This is a genomic window from Arthrobacter sp. 210 2 (assembly GCF_059093025.1).
Window position 1 is genome coordinate 42,798 of the sequence record NZ_JBNHIE010000014.1, and the last position, 18,219, is coordinate 61,016.

Genomic DNA, 18,219 nt, shown 5'->3' on the forward strand with positions numbered 1-18,219 from the left:
ATCTGTTCTCGACTCCTGGCTTGCCGGCCAAAGGGACTGACCTCCGTTCCTAGGGCCTCTGATGATGCGCCCTAGAGTTCCTACAAGCACAGGATGGAAGTATCGGCCCTTCTCCAGTTCTTGCATGAACAGGCAGGACCTAATGTTGTTAGACATCTAACTCAACCGTTCTGATCAACGTTCTGGAAACGGACGTGCTTAAAGCAAAAGCGACAGTTGGTAGGACAACCCAAGGAAACGGAAGCATGCGCACGCATTTGACACACTGGGGAGCGTTTGAAGCGGAGAGCGATGGCAAGTCTCTGCAGTCCGTCAGGCCCTGGTCCCAGGACTCGGACCCGCGCGACCTTCTGGACAACGTAGCCTCTGCACAACATCATCCGACTCGCGTTTTGCGCCCAGCAGTTCGTGCCGGGTGGTTGGAAGGTGGTCCGGGAACTGGTTCCGGTCGAGGAAATGAACCCTTTGTGGAAGTTTCATGGGACCGGGCAATTGAGCTGGTCAGCGCAGAACTGAAACGCGTCTATTCAGAAAAGGGTCCGTCCGCCGTCTACGGATGTTCCTACGGGTGGGCCAGTGCCGGTCGGTTTCACCATGCGCAAAGTCAGATCCACAGATTCCTCAACTCTTTGGGTGGATACGTTGCTGGCGTAACGGACTATAGCTACGGCGCTTCCGGGGTGCTTCTACCGCACATCATGGGCGTCTCCCCCGACGAGGTCATGGCCCGCGCAACTTCATGGGAAGTGGTCAGCGACAAGACAGAACTTTTCATCGCCTTTGGTGGCCTCTCCGAGAAAAACAGCGGCATTGGCCCTGGCGGAATTGGACGTCACGTAGCCAGAGACGCCATCCGGAAGGCGTTGGCCCGAGGGTGCCGGTTCATTGACGTGACGCCGATTGCAGACGACACGTACAAAGAAGCAAACGCCGAGTGGATTGCTCCGCTGCCGGGTACCGATGCCGCCCTCATGCTGGCGCTTGCATACGTGCTGGACGCCGAAAACCTTGCTGACCAAAATTTTCTTTCTCGGTACTGCGTGGGTCTGGAGAGATTCCTGCCGTACGTTCGTGGTGAGGTTGACGGCGTGCCAAAGGATGCACGTTGGGCCGAGAAGATCACAACCATTCCTGCGGCTCGAATTGTCCAGTTGGCGCGCGAAATGGCTGCTTCACGGACGATGATCAATCTGAGTTGGTCCATGCAGCGGCAACAGCACGGTGAGCAGCCCATCTGGCTTGGCGTCACGCTTGCTGCGATGCTTGGTCAAATAGGGCTGCCCGGCGGGGGCTTCCAGCACGGCTATGGTTCGTCCGCGGATGTAGGGCTGCCATTGCGAGTCTCCAGCGCACCGTCATTCCCGCAAGGCGGCAATCCTGAGACTTCTTATATTCCTGTGGCAAGAATATCGGACATGCTGCTCGAACCAGGGAGCCAGATCGATTTTAACGGCCAGCGGATCACCTTGCCGGAAATCGAGTTGATCTACTGGGCTGGCGGTAACCCGTTCCACCATCATCAGGACCTGGCCCGATTCCGGGCAGCGTGGTCCCGACCGGCCACTGTGATCGTTAATGAACAGTTCTGGACCAGCACGGCAAGACATGCTGACATAGTGCTTCCAGCAACGATGTCATTCGAGCGGAACGACTATGGGGCAGGCCGGAACGATCCCTCATTTTTCCCGATGCATGCACTGACAGCACCCCCTGGCAGCGCCCGCGACGATTACGACATTTTCGCCGCCATAGCGGACAAGCTGGGACGGGGTGACAGTTTTACGGAGAACCGGGACACGATGGATTGGCTCCGTCACCTGTACGAGGGGTGGAGAAAGAAGCTTGGTGATCGGGGCGTCGATGTCGTTGATTTCGAAACCTTTTGGAATTCAGAACACATTGAGATCCCGATCATTGAACCCCGCCAGGTTCTATTTTCTGAGTTCCGACACGATCCTGAGATGTACCCGCTTGGGACCCCTAGCGGCAAGATTGAAATTTTCTCTTCGACTATCGACAGCTTCGGCTATGCCGACTGCCCGGGGCACCCCGTATGGATCGAGCCTGACGAATGGCTCGGTTCGGCCGGCGCCTACCCGTTGCACCTAATCGCTAACCAGCCAAAGACGAAGCTCCACAGCCAACTCGACGTCGGGGCCACTAGTCAGAAATCCAAGATCCATGGACGAGAACCAATTCGGATGAACCCGGAAGATGCTGCCGCACGCGGCCTTGCAGACGGACAGGTTGTTCTGGTGAGGAACGACCGCGGACGTTGCTTAGCGGGTTTGGTGGTCTCCGCTTCGCTACGACCGGGCGTCGTTCAGCTTTCGGCCGGGGCCTGGTACGATCCTGCACCGAACGACCCGTCCTTTTGCCGCCATGGGAACCCAAATGTCCTCACGGCAGACAGGCCATCATCAAGCCTTTCACAGGCAACGACAGCACAACATGCTCTCGTCGAGGTCGAAGCCTGGTCAGATGAGATACCTGATCTCACAGTGACGGCTCCGCCCCTGTTGGTTCCCGAGGGATAGCAGCGTCAGCGGGACCAGGTTCCTCCGGGGCATCCCTACCTCGCAACTGGAACGCTCTGGTCAGCAACCGAACGACGCATGCACCTGGACCGTTCTTGAGCCGTCCCACCCTACGGCCGGTCAAATTGCGGTCAGTCCCGGGCCTGGTTTTGTTGCCGTCGTTACGGCGTCGTCCAATGACAACTAAAAGCGGGCCCTCTTGTAGATGGTCGCCTTCAAGCTCCTCGGATCGAGACGAGCGCGCGGGCATGACACAAGGCCATCTTGGCGCAACAGATTGAAGCGCCCTCAACTGCATGTGTCCGTATCTCGTGCAGAAGCGAACCACGAAGTTGGGTACATTCGGACGTAGGGATCGCCCGCTGCTCTTCGAGTTTTGGCAGCCGAGAACGCGATCGGATCGATCGTTTCAGATTCCATGGGCCTGAGTTTCCCAGCCGGTCGTTGCAGTCACCGCCGGTGACAGGCCCGCTCTAAGAAACGCCCCCATCGCGGCGTCGTCGGTTCATGGCGTCACCCTGCACATCGAGCCAGCGAGCCCCGTGGCCGGGGTGACTCAACCAGCCGCCGGCAAGATCCTGGCCAGCGGTGAGGCTGGATTGGAGGCGTTGTAGGCTCTCGACCAACCCAGGGGCGCCGGGTGGCTGAAAGCTAAACGGCTGGACCTTGCGTCACGGCTCCGAAGGAATGGCGCCCAAGCGGTCTGCCGTCTACGCGAGGGTGCGGCGGAGCCAGTCTGCCCGTGCCGCACGGCTCATCATTCCAACCGGTGTGGTCGCGCCATAGAGGTCAAAGCCGTGGTAGCCGCCCCGCCAGACGTGGAGTTCGGCTTGGACTCCAGCCGCCCAGAGCCGTGAGGCGTAGTCAACGCACTCGTCGCGGAAGACTTCGGCCGATCCCACGTCGATGAAGGTGGATGGCAGTCCTGACAGGTCCGTTGCACGAGCTGGAGCCGAGTATGCGGTTATTTCGCGGTCAGCGTGTCCCTCTCCGAGGACGGCTTCCCAGGCCCACTGGTTGTTTTCCCTAGGCCAGACGCCGCCGGCATCGCCCTGGTATTGCTGTGACGAAACCGTTTTGTTCCGGTCGTCGAGCATCGGATAGATCAACAGCTGGGCGAACACGTCTACTTCGCCGCTGTCGCGGGCCATGAGAACAGCCCCGGCCGCCATTCCCCCTCCGCCCGAGACTCCAGCGACGATGATCCTGCCTGCGTCGGCGCCCCACCCTCGAGCTTGGGATGCCGCCCAGGCAAGTGCTGCATAGCAGTCTTCGACTCCGGCAGGGGCAGGGTGCTCGGGCGCGAGCCGATACTCGGGGGTAACCAGGACCATTCCGTGTTCAGCGACCCAATCCAGTTCCTCGAACATTGTGAGGGTGGTGAAACGGTTGCCGGCAACCATGCCGCCCCCATGAATCGTGTAATAGATTGCTGCGCCGGTCCGTTGTGCGGCTGGGCGGATAATCGATACCCCGATATCGCCGCGCGGTCCAGTGATAGTGCGCTCCTCATACACGAGACCCAGCGAGGAGCACGCCTCCTGGACCGCTTCTGATGTCGGGGCGTGCGTATCGCGCATCGGCTGCAGGGTTTCGGCACTGAGCAGCGGGGAGGGTGGCAGGGCGGCCAGGATCGCTCCAGCCTCCGGGTCAAACCCAGGGCGCACGGTAGACAAAATTTCCGACATTTCAACCTCCATTCGAAGTACTCCTTTTGTGCCATCGTGGCTAGCATTTGGCGCGACGGTGGCGGATGCCGTTCCGCCATTCGGACGAAATCCGCCACCTGATTCCACTAATGACGGCTTAGAACGCGGCGAGCTTCTTTCTAAGAACCGGCATGTTGTACTCCATAGACCCACGCCGAGCTCTAGCGGTTCTGAATGGGCCTGCAACTTCAGCAGCAACAGCAGTTTGCAGGAAAAAGGTACCGGGTTGCCCATTTAGAAAGCTGACCACTGTCACTGATGAAGCCTTGCTTCTCCCACGTCGATCCCCAGTTCGTCCGGGACCCGGGTTGATTTGGAGCTAGACGCCACCGCTTTCGAAGATCTCTCGACTAGTTGCATGGTTTCAGCTCAACACTGTCACCGACGGCGTCTCGGACTTTCTCCGACACCTGGTTGTTCGACTCTGTCATGGTCTGGTCCATATCTCGTCGCACTCGCCGGGTCATCCCCGGTAATGACGTTGTTAGCGAAGAGTCCGTAATCGTCACCCGATGTGACACAAGGCACCCACGGACAAGTGTGGGTTGTGCGTTTCGAAACAATTACCGCTCTATGTCGAAATACGCAGGGCGCTCTTGCATCGACGGTAGGAAGACGGACTAACCGACCCGCAGGAATCCGTTGACAACATCATTGAGATTCCTTCGGGTAACAACCGACTGCCCGGCACCTGATCTCACTTCGTGCTGCACAGGCGGTTCCGTGTTCATCTCGCGCATCAGCCGACCACCCAGCGGCTTGACCTAGCTCCGGATTCCTCACGTTCGGGCTGTGGCAATCCAGCGCGTGAGCATAATGACAACCCCGGGCGGTTGAAATGGAACCGGGTTCTCGTTGAGACTATCGGCAGACCCACGTCACTGGTCGCGCTTGCCGAAATCGCTCGGATCGACCGGCTGCTTGGCTTTCGGGAGCTTCTCCACCACGAGTAAATAAGACTCCGTCACCACATCTTCCACAAACGCCCGGTCAATCGACCCACCCGGAGAGAGGGTAATCCAGTGCTTCTTGTTCATGTGATACCCGGGGGTGACGTCGTCGTACTCCTCCCGCAAGGCTTGCCCGTCCGACGGCGTGGCCTTCAATACGACGATCGGAGCCCCTGTGACGGCGGTGAGTAGCATAAACACCCGGTCCCGCACCTTATAGACCTCCCAGTCCGGACCGAACGGATGCGTCAACTCTGCACCGGGGAGTTCCTCTGCACGTGCTGCGGCTAACTTATGCAGCTTCTTCCCGTCCACCCTGCTGGCCTCCCCAATTCCACTGGCGTGGTTCATTGCTTTGCGGTCATTTCCCGTTCTATAAGTGGCTTCGCCCAGTCTGTCGTCCGCGACGCGCCGCCGGCGCCGTAACCCAAGACCGGCTTTCCAACCGTGTCCACGCGTGGGAAGGGACAACTTAAATGCAGTGGGCTTTCCAACCATGAGTTGAAGTACTCAGTACGCCATGAAGTACAACATAGAAGCGCCTCAAGGGAGACGAGCAGGGCAAGCGAACAATCAGAGGCGAAAGGCGATTCTCAGAATCACACGGATGTTCTGAGAACCGCCAGCCACCTTGGACTAGGAAGCGCCTGGAACTGAAAGTGCCCGCACAGCCGCGGAGTCATCTATCGCTCCCACTAAGCCGCCCGAAGGCGATTCGACCAGCACAGGACGTCCAGTGTCTATGAGTTTTCGCATTACATCTGCGAGAAGCTCGTCCGCGGTCACGGTGGCAGTCGCAAATTCCATCGAATCCAGAGTTCGCCGTGAGTCGTCCAGTTTGAGGAGATCCTGCGCCGTAACGACGAACGGCGCACGCGCATCAGGACGGACCAAGGCTGATCCGCCTCCATTCTGCGCAAGGGCCGTAAGGGCCGCCTCAACAGACAATTCGGCCGGGAGTTCAGGGACAGTCTGTGCGATGGTCGCAGCACGGACGACCCTGGCGCGCGGAGCCTCCACCGCAAAGCGGCGGACATAATCGTCAGCTGGATTCAGTACAATTTCCTCAGGTGTCCCCACCTGAACCAGAACGCCGTCGCGCATGATAGCAATGCGATCGCCTACCTTAAGAGCCTCGGTTAGATCATGCGTAATGAAAACGGAGGTCTGGCTGCCCGAACGAGCAAGCCGCATCAGTTCGTCTTGCAGGTCCGTGCGGATTAGTGGATCGAGTGCGCTGAACGGCTCATCCAACAGCAGAAGACGGGGGTTTTGGACGAGGGCGCGGGCGAGGCCAACGCGCTGACGCATGCCCCCGCTGAGCTCACTAGGGTACTTATTTTCTGTCCCGGAAAGACCAACCAGCTCGACCATTCGGTGCGCTCGTTCTTCACGCTCTCGGCGCGGAACTCCTGAGACTTCCAGACCGTATGCGACGTTCTGGAGGACTCGACGGTGAGGGAGCAAACCGAAGTGCTGGAACACCATGGCCCAGTCGCGTCTGCGCTGCTCCGACAGCTGCGAATTCGATAGTGTCAGCACATGATTGCCGTCGATATTAACACTACCTGCCGTCGGTTCGATGAGCCTCGTGAGGCAGCGGATCAATGTCGACTTTCCGCTGCCCGAAAGACCCATAACAACGAACGTCTCACAAGGGCGGACCTGGAATGTAACTCCGCGCACCGCAGTCATGTGACCCGGAACGTAGGTCGCGCCGCTCCTGTACTCCTGCAGCGCCCGTTTGGGATTCGGGCCGTAAATCTTCCAGAGGTCCTCTACCTCAATGGTGGACCCTGCAACCGAACGATCGATTTTAGGAGGGCGCGTCTCATCAGTGGGAAGGTGCAGTCGCCGTGCTTGCGGCGACAGAACTTGTTTCGTCATTTGACTTCCTAGTTACTTTGGTCGTTGTTGCGTGCTGAGCGGATGCAACGAATTGTGCGCATCCGTTGAACAGGCGGTCCAGAACCACTCCCAGCAGGAACATTGCGATCCCCGCCTCCATTCCAGTGCCCAACAATGCGCGATTGACTGCCGTAAGGATGTTGGCACCCAGGCCGGGTGCCCCGATCATGGCACTCACTACTGCCATCGCAAGAGCCAAGAGCAATGCCTGGTTGAGACCAACCATCATTGTTTGCAGTCCCATAGGAATACGGATCTGGCGGAGTATCTGCCCGGGCGTCGCTCCAAAAATTTCAGCTGCCTCGATTACTTCGGCATCGGCCCCACGGAGGCCCGCGTTGGTGAACCTAATCATCGGCGGAACGGCAGCGATGAACGTGGCCAGTACTGCGGCCACCTCGCCTACTCCGAGGAGCATAACTGCGGGGATGATTAGAAGATATATTGGCAAAGTCTGCATAACATCCAGCACCGGCCGGATGATGGCCGCTGCTGTGTTGTTCATCGCCATCAGCACGCCGAGGGGAAACCCGATCAATATCACGAGAACCAATGCCACGGTGACCACGGTCATGGTCAGTACCGTCGCTTCCCACATACCGATACAGCCGATGAATGCGACAGCAAGTCCTAGAAACAGGCCTTGAACCCTGCCGATGGTCAATATGCCAATCGCTGCGGTGGCCGCAACGACTACTGCCCACGGCACGGCCGCAAAGAAGCCGCCGATCAGATTAAGTCCGTATATCTGAATCAGGCCACTAAACGAGTCCAGGAACGGCCCCCAGTTGGTTGTTGCCCAAAAGACTGCTGCCTCCACGGGTTCGCGAAGCCGCAGTGGCACTCCCCAAGGAGGATCCGAAAAGTACTGCCACGGACCTCGAAAGACCTGGGAAGCAAATACAGTGAGGAAGAAGAGGGCCAGGCAAATCTGAGCGGACCCGTAGGGACCACTGAAGAACCCACGTAACCGTTGGCGCCAGCTTAGCGAGGCATCGCGTTGAATTCTGGTACTCCGCTTGACCCCACGGGAAGAACTCGCTCGATCAATGATTACCGCAACCAGGACCAACGCAATGCCGGCCTGAAGGGCGTCGCCGAAAGCGAGACGGTTCAGTCCGCTCCAAATCGGCGCTCCAAGGCCTGCGGCGCCTACCATCGCTGCCATCGTCGCCATCGCAATGGCATACATGATCATCTGGTTGCTGCCCGCTCGGATACTGGGTTCAGCCATCGGCAGCTTCACGCCGAACAAGAGCTGCCGCTTGGTCGTCCCGAGTGACGTTGCCGCTTCGAGAACTTCCGGTGAGACATTTCGGAGGCCGATGCTTGTCATTCTTGCAAGTGGCGGAAGCGCCCAGATCACAGTCACCACCAGCGCGGCTGCATTTCCCATACCGAAGAGGAACACGACAGGCACAAGGTAAGCGAAGGCCGGGAATGCCTGCATCGCATCGAGCAGCAGCCGCACCAGGGCGTTGATGCGAGGACCCAACGAACCTATCAGGCCGACGAAAATGCCGAGCACAAATGCCGCTGCAACAGCAACAAGCATGAACGCGATCGTCTCTACGGTGTAATCCCAGAACCCGCTGAGGACAACCCATGCGAAGAGAAGCACGCTAAGTCCCGCGAGCTTGACCCCCCGATAATGAGCGATCGTAAGAACCACGGCCGACGCGAGGATAACAGGCGAGATGGAACTAAGTGTGGCTAGCAGGACCTCGAACGTTTGTTCCAGGAAGGCTGCGAATGGCTCGTAGGCCCAAGGGGCGCTTTCAGCAAAAGAGGAAAAACCTACTTCAAAGGCATTCCCGACCGGAAAACGCAGAGCATCGGGGAAGCTCTGGGGCCCCCACACCATGGCGGCAACCGCGGCAAAACCAACCAGGGCGAGAAGACCGTGGTTCGAGAGCAGGTTGTGGCCTTTAGAACGACTGATAAGGACTGACACCATGACCTCCCTTCTCGTAACTAGCAGGTGTGTGGCGGAATTGCTGAGTCAGGGTCGAGCAAACGCGCCACCGACTAATTCGCGAATTCATCGTCCCCGAGCTGTTCGGGCGGGAGGCGATCGATTCTCGGTTGTGCTTCACGCCCAACTGGTCCATACGTCGCGGTTGTCCTGCATCCATTCCTTGACGGCCTCCTGGGGTGAGAGCCCGCCGTCGATCACCTTTGCCTGCAGCTCCTGCAGCTGATCGTTGTTCAGATCATAATTCTTAAGGATCTTCCACAGCGTTGGGTGATCCTTCTCGATAACGGAAGAAGCCCACTGATAGATGACAGTTTCAGGCCACTGGCATGCGTACGTCTTTCCCCAGCATTCTTCCGAATGCTCTGGGAACTCAACACGGGTAAGGTCGTACTTCTGCGTCATGTAGTTCGGGCGCCACATCAAACCGAGCCAAGGCTTTCCCTGTTCGTACGCCCGGGTCAGGTCCGCGTACAGAGCCGCTTCGGATCCGGCGAACACCATCTCGTAATTGAGATTGAGGTTTTCGATGCGCTGCGGATCACCATAAGCAAACGCCCAGGACTCCGCGCCAGACATGTACTGTCCTTTGCTCCCCGTCTTCGCCGTTGCAAATGCCGAAGCGCAATCATTCAGCGCTTCCCAGTTCGGCAGCCCAAGGCAAGCCGGTTCGATGCCCCGCTCTTCATCTCCCTTGATGACGTACGTGGGTACGTACCATCCCTCCTCTCCGGGATAGTCGGTAGTGCCGAATTCCACGACGCCCCCTTCCGCGGCATACTTGTCCCACAGCTCGGGCGTCTGCCACTTCCAATAGGCCATTCCTACAATCGGCTGGCCTTTAGAGGCTGCTGCCATGGTTTCCGTCACGGCGCCCTGAAGCACTTCTGCCTTACCGCCCAGTTCGTTCACGACGGCGGTCATCAAGTTCGCCTGAATATCCTGTTCAAGATCTCCTACTGTCGTGAACTGGACTTTGCCTTCTTCCTTCAGCGCAGATGCTACTGCCGAATCCACGGCTTGCGAGCCAGGGCCGGCGGCTTCCTGGGGAGTACAGCCGCTGATGAGTCCAATCGTGCAGAGCCCTGCAGCGACGGCCATCGGCCATCGCTTGCCAGCCAAAAATGAAACTTTGGTCACGTTGCCTCCTAGGCATTCGATATCGAAGGCGAGCTGAAAAGTCACCTAACTCACACCTAGTGAAGATCTATGATGCACCTCACGCCACTGGGAATATTCCAGCGATTCGGTGTCCTTTTGTGGGTGTCACCAGACACGGTGTCCTGGGCACTGAACACATCTACGACGAATACGCCCTGGCCTCTACCGGTATTCGGCACGACGTCATGGGCGCTTGAAGTGCCCGCGGCGCGTTAACGAGCACCACTGGGGTCCGTGCTGCCAAGCAGCACCTTCTGCTGAAGCATGGGCATATTATTGGGTCGATCAGAACGCGGCAAACCAGGCCGTCATTGATGCAGGGACGTCCGGCCGAGGCTCAGCAAGTGGTCCCGGGTCGGGGGGAGCGGCAACGACGTAACTCACTGGGAGGCTTATCGTTTGGTGTGCTGGGTCCCCAATGACGAAAATTAGACCAACAGGCATGGAGCACCGGTCCGTCTTATTCGGTCGCCAAGATCCTCGTCTAAGCATCGTAAAGTTCCCAAGTGCCGAATGTGCCCTATCTGTAGGAAGTTTGATTCCTATCCACAGCGTCGCGGAACCCGGAATTCGGGTGTGGCTCGTGGGATTGCCTCAGTGACAGGAGAAGAGCCTTGAAGTTTGATACCTATGACTACATCATCGTCGGAGGAGGGTCTGCGGGTTGTGTCTTAGCGAATCGGTTGTCCGCCGATGATCGAAGCCGCGTCTTGGTCCTTGAGGCAGGACATCGCCACTCACGTCTCGATTACCCAGTACGCGTGCCTGCGGCCTTTCTCTTCTTGATGGGTCATCCTTTCTACGACTGGCGTTTCAAGTCTGAGCCGGAACCCATGCTCGGTGGTCGGAGGATCGATCAGTACCGAGGAAAGATCATGGGCGGCTGCAGTTCCATCAATGGGATGTTCTTCCAGCGCGCCAATCCGCTCAGTTATGAGAAGTGGGCTGCAGAATCCGGGAGCAACGAATGGGACTATGCACATGTGCTGCCTTACTTTAAGCGACTTGAAAGGTTCAGCGGATCAGATCCTGACAAACAGTACCGAGGCTACACAGGACCCATTCCCGTTTATCAGCACGCTGTAAAAAACCCGCTCTTTAATGCCCTTTTCGGTGCGGCCAAGGAAGCCGGCTACGAGATTGTCGACAACGTCAACGGTTACCGGCAGGAAGGGTTCGCGCCCTTCGACTCCAACATCGAGAACGGCGAGCGTTACGACGCTGCACGAACTTACTTCGCGCCGATTCGGGACCGGAAGAATCTCGACGTCGTCACGGGAGCCCAAGCAACCCGGATCATGTTCGATGGTAATCGCGCGGTCGGTGTGGAATATGGCTCGCGGAGAGGCGGTCGCAAGGTTATCAGGGGAACTGAGATTATCCTTTGCGGTGGCGCATTCAATTCCCCTCAACTGCTGCAGCTATCCGGAGTCGGTAACGCAGATGAACTGACCAAGCTCGGCATCAATGTGGTGGAAAATCTGCCAGGCGTAGGTGAAAACCTGCAGGACCATCTTGAGGCATTCGTGATGTATTCATGCACACAGCCGGTCTCAAATGCTGGAATCCTACGGAAACGAACTTACCCCAGTACCGGTCTGAAATGGCTCACAGGACGCAACGGCCCGGCGTCAACGAACCACTTCGAAGCAGGCGGATTCATACGATCGCAGCCAGATGACCCCATGCCCAACCTCATGCTCACCATGCTGTCCCTGGGTGTGCGCAACGATGGCACGCCCGCGCCCACACCTCACGCGTACCAAATCAACCTCGGCCCTCAGCAGCCAGAATCAAGGGGACACGTCAAACTTCGATCAAACGACCCGCTTCAAGATCCTGTACTTACCTTTAACTACCTCTCAACGGAACGGGATAGGCAGGATTGGATCGATGGGGTTCGTCTCACGCGGGAACTTATGAACCAGCCGTCGTTTGCTCCATTCAACGGCGGAGAACTCTCCCCTGGGCCCGCTGTAAGAACAGACAAAGAGATTCTCGACTGGGTAGCTAAGGACGCCGAGACAACCTACCATCCCTGCGGGACGGCCAAGATGGGCACTGATGAGGAGTCTGTTGTAGACCCCACCACGCTGCGTGTGCATGGTACTGAGGGTCTTCGCGTTGTTGATGCATCCGTGATGCCGTCAATCCCGAATGCCAATCTGTACGCGCCTGTGATGATGATTGCAGAGAAGGCCGCCGACCTCATTCTTGGAAACGCGATACTGCCTCCGGATGAAGTCGACTTCTACCGGCCGGCCAAGGTCTTCTAAACGTAAGACTCAGCCTCCAGTTCTTGCCGAAGAACAGGTTGCAAGGATCGTAGCTGCCGGTGTCTCATCCCAAGGTGGGTGAGGCACCGGCAGTCGCTTAAGGACGTGTGCATCGGTAGAACTGGTTCAATCGCGGAGTCTGCCATACGCCTCTCGGCTTGAGGCGCCGGGGTCGGCAGTCGTAATTGCGGACCGGATACCATGCCACCTGATGATGCCTCTGGCCTCCCGAAACAAGCAGGAGTACCGTCGATGTAGCCGGCAGCGATCAACCGCAGCCCGTCCGAAACGGGAAAGCCACGCTGGCGATGGTTTCTTAAAGGAGCCGGGATGGCTGGGTGGAATATTGATACTGCGGCCAGTCCACTAGGTACCGGGACGGTCACACTAGTGGAGGGATCGTCCTTCTGTATTTCAGCGCCTAATGGAGACATGCACACCGAACTTCCGCATGGCGTCTTCGTTCACGACACCCGCACCTTGTCCGGGTGGGTCCTAACCATCAACGGCCAGCCACTGGAGTCATTGGCTGCTGAGACGAGGGAGCCATCCCGGGCACTGTTTGTCGGCCGCGTTGCCGGAGCCGAGGGGTATGCGGACAACCCGCTGATCGTTCAGCGGCTGCGCGAAGTAGGCGGCGGCATCCAAGAGCAAATTACTATTCGCAACCACTCCAGGAAGCCCGCTCAATGTACAGTCACACTGAGCGTTGAGGCTGATTTCGCGGACTTGTTCGAGGTGAAAGAAGCACGCATCAAGCGGACTTGGAACCAAACAAGCCAGGCAGCGGATGGTGCGCTGACTCTACAGGCAACCTGGCAAGCGATTCGGAAAGGCGTCGTCATCCGGGCCCCAGGATCGGTCGTTTCACCCGGGGCCCTTACTTACCAGGTGTCCGTTCCACCGCACGAGCAGTGGAGCACGGTCGTCACCGTCACAGCCGACATGGACGGAGCCGGCGCCGAGGGGGCCGCCAGGATAGACTTCGCCCATATCGATGAGAACGGCATCTCCCCGAGGGACCGTCGCAGGCAGGAGTGGGTGGCGAAGATCCCGATAGTGCAGATGGGAAACCGTTCCATCGAACGTACCCTTCGGCGCAGTTACGACGATTTGGGCGCCCTTCGCATCGAGGACCCGAATCATCCGGACCGGGTAGTGGTGGCCGCCGGGGCACCTTGGTTCATGACCCTGTTCGGCCGCGACTCGCTGTGGGCTTCGGAAATGGCGTTGCCCGTGGACCCGTCCCTGGCACTGGGGACGCTACGGACCCTCGCCGATCGGCAAGGATCGGTGGTGGACCCTATAAGCGAAGAGGAACCGGGGAAAATTCTGCATGAGGTCAGGCTCGATGTATCCAGTGGCTTGTCTCTTGGGGGGAAGTCCACGTACTACGGCAGTATCGACGCCACTCCCCTGTTCGTAATGGTCTTGGGATCGGTCAGCCGCTGGGGCTTTGCCAAAGAAACCATCGATGCTCTGCTGCCCCATGCAGACAGGGCATTGAACTGGATCCGGGACTATGGAGACAGAGACGGTGACGGGTTCGTCGAATATCAGCGCCTCAACCCGAAAGGATTGATCAACCAGGGCTGGAAGGACTCTTGGGACGGCATTAACCTCGCCGACGGTACGCTCGCCGACCCGCCGATCGCGCTCTGCGAGGTGCAAGCTTACGTCTACGCCGCTTTCTCAGCCCGCGCATGGATGGCTTACGACGCCGGCGATGCCAGTCTGGGCGATGAACTCGCCGAACGTGCGGCGCAGCTGAAGAAACAGTTCAATGAACAGTTTTGGATTCCCGAGCGCGGATATTACGCCGTTGCCCTCGACGGGAGGAAGCGGCAGGTTGACGCATGCGCCTCCAACATGGGCCAGTGTCTGGGCTCGGCATCCTAGATGGGGACAAGGCCCCGCAGGTGGTTGAACATCTGATGTCTCCTGAAATGTTCAGCGGCTGGGGGTAAGAACGCTCGCCAGCGATATGGGAGCCTATAACCCCTCGAGCTACCACAACGGCTCAGTTTGGCCTCACGACAACGCGCTCATTGTTGCCGGGCTTCTGCGCTACGGCTTCATAGCGGAAGCACAGCGGATCTCCACCGCGCTGCTCGAGGCGGCCGAGTACAGCGACGGCCGCCTGCCGGAGCTGTTCTGCGGTTTCAGCCGGGATGAGCTCGCAACACCCGTGCCCTACCCAACAGCCTGCTCACCACAGGCCTGGGCAGCGACCACGCCAATCCTGCTCGTGACCAGCCTGATGCGGTATGACACACACGTTTCGCGTGGAGGGTTCTGGCTGGATCCAGTACTTCCGAAGTCATACGGTGACCTTTACATCGCGAACGCGCCCCTGGCCGACTATCAAATCACCATCGACATAACCAATTCCGTCCCATTTGTCCGAGGACTGCCCGACGGGATTGTGTTCCACCGGGGGCACCGGCCATGGATGACAGAACTTGTAGACCAGGCAAACCTACGCCGGAACGCCTAGACGGACAGCCGAACTGCCAGTTCATCTCGGCAATACCCGCAGCCGGCGTTCAGGTTACCAGTGGACGGTTGCCCCAGGAATTACGGGATCAAGCTCGCGGTTCCAGCGAACCTCCCTCAGGTCCATTTCAGGTTCAGTTTCCGTGAGGAGCTGGCTGATAAGTTTTCCGGTCATCGGCCCTGACGAATTGCCGAACACATGCCCGGCAGCCATGACGAGGCCTGGCGTGATTTCATCAATGACGGGGACGAGGTCTGATGTAAACGGCAGGACGCCCGCCCATACTCGATCTATGCCCACCTTCCTCAAACCTGGGAAATCCCCAATAATGTCATCGGCTATTGCTTTCAGCCCGTCAAGTGTGGGGAATAGATCTACTTCCGAAGGGTAGTCCATGGGGCAACCAATCAGGATTTCCCCATTCGCCCGTTGTGCGGCGAGGGTGAGCATTTCATAGCCAGACTCTTCTTCGATCCTGCTGCGGAAAAGCTCATCGTCCCAGCTGGGTAGATTGCGGAAGAGCCCGTATGCTTTTGCTGCAGTGGGACCGTAGACGACCGGCTTGATCTGCATGGGCAGGGGCTTGGTAGCCATGACCTGGAGGCGTTCGCGCCCGATCGGGACTTCCAGGTTGCTCGCCCGCATCAGCTTTTCGGTCCATGCTCCGGATGCAACAACTACCTTGTCTGCGAAGAAGTTTCCTTCATTCGTTTCCACGCCGATGACACGTCCTCCGGAGAAGATGAGTTTGGAAACGGTTACGCCTTCGCGGAGGTCTGCCCCTTCGGCCCGTGCTCCCGCGGCCAGGGCCGCCACCACTGTGGCTGTATTGATCTGGGCGTCCTCGGCGCAATAGCTGGCACCGACAACGTCTTCACGAATCGGCCCGACCAGGTCCCGCACTTCTTTGTTCCCAAGCAGCGACATATCCAGGCCGTCAGCCTGTCGTGCAGCAACGAACTCCTTGAAAATGGGCGCTTGGCGTTCGTCGTGGAAATAAATGAGCCCGCCTTCAGCCCGGAATTCGAAGGGGATGGGCAGGTCGTTGCGGAGTTCATCGAAGAGGGCACGGCCCTTCTTCGAGATGTCGAGGGCCCAACCGGGGTTGCGGCAATGGAGCCAAACGAATCCTGCGTTGCGGCTCGAGGCGCCAAAACCGATTGTTTTCTGTTCGAGCAAGGTGACGTTCAAGCCTAGACGCGCGGAAAAGTATGCGCTGGATGTGCCGACGAGGCCACCGCCGATGATAAGAACTGAACTGGTCAAGACTAAATCCTTTCAGAGCAAGGGGTGGGAAGTATGCGGCGAATGTCAGGCTCATTATGCCCAAGGCTGTGGCTATTTAGCCGAGGGCAACTTCAGGACCTGCAGCGGCCCGCTTCTTCAGCGCCAGACACAACTAAGTTGGCCTGAAGATCGGGAGCCTGGCTTAAGAACATGGAAGCCAGCTACCAGGCAGGCTCACTCAGTGGCGTCACTCCCTCGTCCATCCAGCTTGACTCCAATCGCTATCGAAGTCCTTCACGGACGGGTCGTATTCTGCCGTACCTTCAGGGACGGTGCGGATGGGCCGCGCTTGGCCCAATTCCTCCGAGACATGGGCTATAACGCCGGGAAGTGTTGACAGGATTGCGAGACCAGTAGTTTCTTCCGGCGAAAACCCCATCTCGACCAACACCAGCGCCATCATTCCAATGTCATTCAGTACAATCGACTGCTTGCCGGGAAGGCTGGTGAATGCGCGGAAAATCTCCTCGTAGAACTCCGCCTTGGGCCCCCAAACGCCTGCGTCAACGGCGCGCTGACGCAGCTTCTGTGCCCGCGGATCAATGTAACGGAAAACGGGATGGCCCAAACCTGGGATGCGCTGCTTCTTTTCGCGTAGTTCTTCAACAATCTCGACGGCCAGAACATCGGGGGCCTTGTTGCTGGCCTGCAGGCGCGAGTACATATCGATGCAGAACCGCGCCGTGTCTGCTGGGTCCATGGTGTTCTTCCCGACACCAAGGATTCCCGTGGCCAAGGCAGCTGCCATGTTGGGATTTGCGGAAGCAACGTAGCGGGCTGCAACAGTTCCGGACTTTTGAAGGGAGTAGTCAAGGATGGCTGATAAAACGGCGTCAAGTAGATCCGCTTCAGCCGGTGTGGGAAGTCGGCCCTGCAGCAACAAGAACGTCGAGGCCGCGAACGGGACCTTACCGATCAGCTGTTCAAGATCATACCCACGGATGTATACCTTTGTGTCCGTTACCCGGCTCACCGACGTAGACCAATATTTCGGCAAATCCGAACCCTCGGGTGATCTGCCGGCGGAAGGAGAGTGGGGTGCAGTGCCGTCTGTGACAGCCGCTGAGTTCAACTGGTGCATATCGGAACACTAGAACGCTGCAATCACCGATGAAACTGGGGAAAATACACTTTGAACTGAGCTTTTCGTATTACGCACAAAGCCAGCACTCTATTCGTCCCACTAGCCCTTCGGATCGGAGGTTGCCCGCCGTGCCCTTCGCCGGCGGTAAAACTCGTCAATACTGCTAGGTCGGAGCTGCACAGGTTCGATGTCTCGTCGCCCTCTATGCACGTTCTCCACAGCACCGGCCTCGTCGAGCTCATCCAGGATTGTCAGCGTTGGTGGCAGCAGCCTACACATCCCGACGGCTTCTTCTTCGAGGAGTCGACGGACAGGCATCCAGTGTGAATGCGACGCCTCGGTGGTGATATGCCGGGGTTCAATGCCAGATTCCAGTGCGCAGACGAAGAAGTATGTGTCAAAACGTTTCTCGAAACCCTCTGGTGTTATCCAGTTTGCCCAAGGCGTCAGTGCAGTAGGTTCCAAGGAGATGCCGCATTCTTCTGCCACCTCACGCATCGCTGCAGCTATGAGGCGGCCGACGTTATAGCGGGTCTCGGCTGCTGCACCGGACACGCCGGTGCGTTCCCAGGCTGCAGCATGTGCGTTCAAGAGGCCGTCGCTAAATTGCCGATATATGGAGTCGACGTCGTCGACGCGCCCTCCGGGAAAGGCGACCACACCAGCGGCAAAATCCATTGACGAAGCCCGATGCTGAACAAACACCTCAAGCCCGTTGAGCGAGTCCCGAAGCAGAACGGCGCTCACTGCCAGCCGCGGCGCGGGATTTTTGATCGGGTCCTCTTTTGGCAGGCTTACATCCGCCATCGGTGTCTCCCTTGATAAAAATGGTGGC

General features: G+C 58.3%; 10 protein-coding genes and 1 pseudogene. 3 read left to right on the plus strand and 8 right to left on the minus strand.

Annotated elements, in window-relative coordinates; translation table 11 throughout:
* Positions 1-245 precede the first annotated feature (245 nt).
* Positions 246-2,537 carry a molybdopterin-dependent oxidoreductase gene (locus AC5RWA_RS20170; RefSeq protein ID WP_494058809.1) on the plus strand — a complete coding sequence of 764 codons (2,292 nt, stop codon included), beginning with the start codon at positions 246-248 and terminating at the stop codon, positions 2,535-2,537.
* Between the two features lie 710 nt (positions 2,538-3,247).
* Here AC5RWA_RS20170 and AC5RWA_RS20175 read toward each other — a convergent pair.
* The 5 genes from AC5RWA_RS20175 to AC5RWA_RS20195 all read right to left on the minus strand — a co-directional run bounded on the left by AC5RWA_RS20175 (position 3,248) and on the right by AC5RWA_RS20195 (position 10,219).
* Entirely contained in the window at positions 3,248-4,237 is a 990-nt protein-coding gene (locus AC5RWA_RS20175) for an alpha/beta hydrolase fold domain-containing protein (protein WP_494058810.1), read from the minus strand.
* Between the two features lie 887 nt (positions 4,238-5,124).
* Entirely contained in the window at positions 5,125-5,511 is a 387-nt protein-coding gene (locus AC5RWA_RS20180; protein WP_494058811.1) for an MmcQ/YjbR family DNA-binding protein, read from the minus strand.
* A 321-nt stretch (positions 5,512-5,832) separates the two neighbouring features.
* Positions 5,833-7,083, minus strand: a complete 1,251-nt coding sequence (locus AC5RWA_RS20185; RefSeq protein ID WP_494058812.1) for a quaternary amine ABC transporter ATP-binding protein — start codon at positions 7,081-7,083, stop codon at positions 5,833-5,835.
* The gene (locus AC5RWA_RS20190) at positions 7,031-9,061 is read right to left on the minus strand and encodes an ABC transporter permease (protein ID WP_494058813.1); all 2,031 of its coding nucleotides are present in this window, start codon (positions 9,059-9,061) and stop codon (positions 7,031-7,033) included. The genes AC5RWA_RS20185 and AC5RWA_RS20190 overlap by 53 nt, the downstream gene beginning before the upstream one ends.
* A gap of 135 nt (positions 9,062-9,196) precedes the next feature.
* Positions 9,197-10,219, minus strand: a complete 1,023-nt coding sequence (locus AC5RWA_RS20195; RefSeq protein WP_494058814.1) for a glycine betaine ABC transporter substrate-binding protein — start codon at positions 10,217-10,219, stop codon at positions 9,197-9,199.
* A 635-nt stretch (positions 10,220-10,854) separates the two neighbouring features.
* Here AC5RWA_RS20195 and AC5RWA_RS20200 point away from each other — a divergent pair.
* Both AC5RWA_RS20200 and AC5RWA_RS20205 read left to right on the plus strand, forming a co-directional pair.
* Positions 10,855-12,516, plus strand: coding sequence for a choline dehydrogenase (locus AC5RWA_RS20200; RefSeq protein ID WP_494058815.1), 1,662 nt, complete (start codon positions 10,855-10,857; stop codon positions 12,514-12,516).
* 330 nt (positions 12,517-12,846) lie between these two features.
* A pseudogene (locus AC5RWA_RS20205) lies at positions 12,847-15,013 on the plus strand (amylo-alpha-1,6-glucosidase).
* A gap of 54 nt (positions 15,014-15,067) precedes the next feature.
* Here the strand turns inward: AC5RWA_RS20205 and AC5RWA_RS20210 are convergent.
* The 3 genes from AC5RWA_RS20210 to AC5RWA_RS20220 all read right to left on the minus strand — a co-directional run bounded on the left by AC5RWA_RS20210 (position 15,068) and on the right by AC5RWA_RS20220 (position 18,191).
* Positions 15,068-16,279: an NAD(P)/FAD-dependent oxidoreductase gene (locus tag AC5RWA_RS20210; RefSeq protein WP_494058816.1), complete on the minus strand. Its 1,212-nt coding sequence runs from the start codon at positions 16,277-16,279 to the stop codon at positions 15,068-15,070.
* Between the two features lie 208 nt (positions 16,280-16,487).
* Entirely contained in the window at positions 16,488-17,381 is an 894-nt protein-coding gene (locus AC5RWA_RS20215; RefSeq protein ID WP_494058817.1) for a citryl-CoA lyase, read from the minus strand.
* A 102-nt stretch (positions 17,382-17,483) separates the two neighbouring features.
* Positions 17,484-18,191, minus strand: a complete 708-nt coding sequence (locus tag AC5RWA_RS20220) for an NUDIX hydrolase (RefSeq protein WP_494058818.1) — start codon at positions 18,189-18,191, stop codon at positions 17,484-17,486.
* Positions 18,192-18,219: the final 28 nt, after the last annotated feature.

Excerpts from the sequence above, each read along its gene's own strand:
- AC5RWA_RS20170 (WP_494058809.1), top strand. The coding sequence starts at position 246 with ATGCGCACGCATTTGACACACTGGGGAGCGTTTGAAGCGGAGAGCGAT.
- AC5RWA_RS20175 (WP_494058810.1), bottom strand. The coding sequence starts at position 4,237 with ATGGAGGTTGAAATGTCGGAAATTTTGTCTACCGTGCGCCCTGGGTTT.
- AC5RWA_RS20185 (WP_494058812.1), bottom strand. The coding sequence starts at position 7,083 with ATGACGAAACAAGTTCTGTCGCCGCAAGCACGGCGACTGCACCTTCCC.
- AC5RWA_RS20190 (WP_494058813.1), bottom strand. The coding sequence starts at position 9,061 with ATGGTGTCAGTCCTTATCAGTCGTTCTAAAGGCCACAACCTGCTCTCG.
- AC5RWA_RS20215 (WP_494058817.1), bottom strand. The coding sequence starts at position 17,381 with ATGCACCAGTTGAACTCAGCGGCTGTCACAGACGGCACTGCACCCCAC.
- AC5RWA_RS20220 (WP_494058818.1), bottom strand. The coding sequence starts at position 18,191 with ATGGCGGATGTAAGCCTGCCAAAAGAGGACCCGATCAAAAATCCCGCG.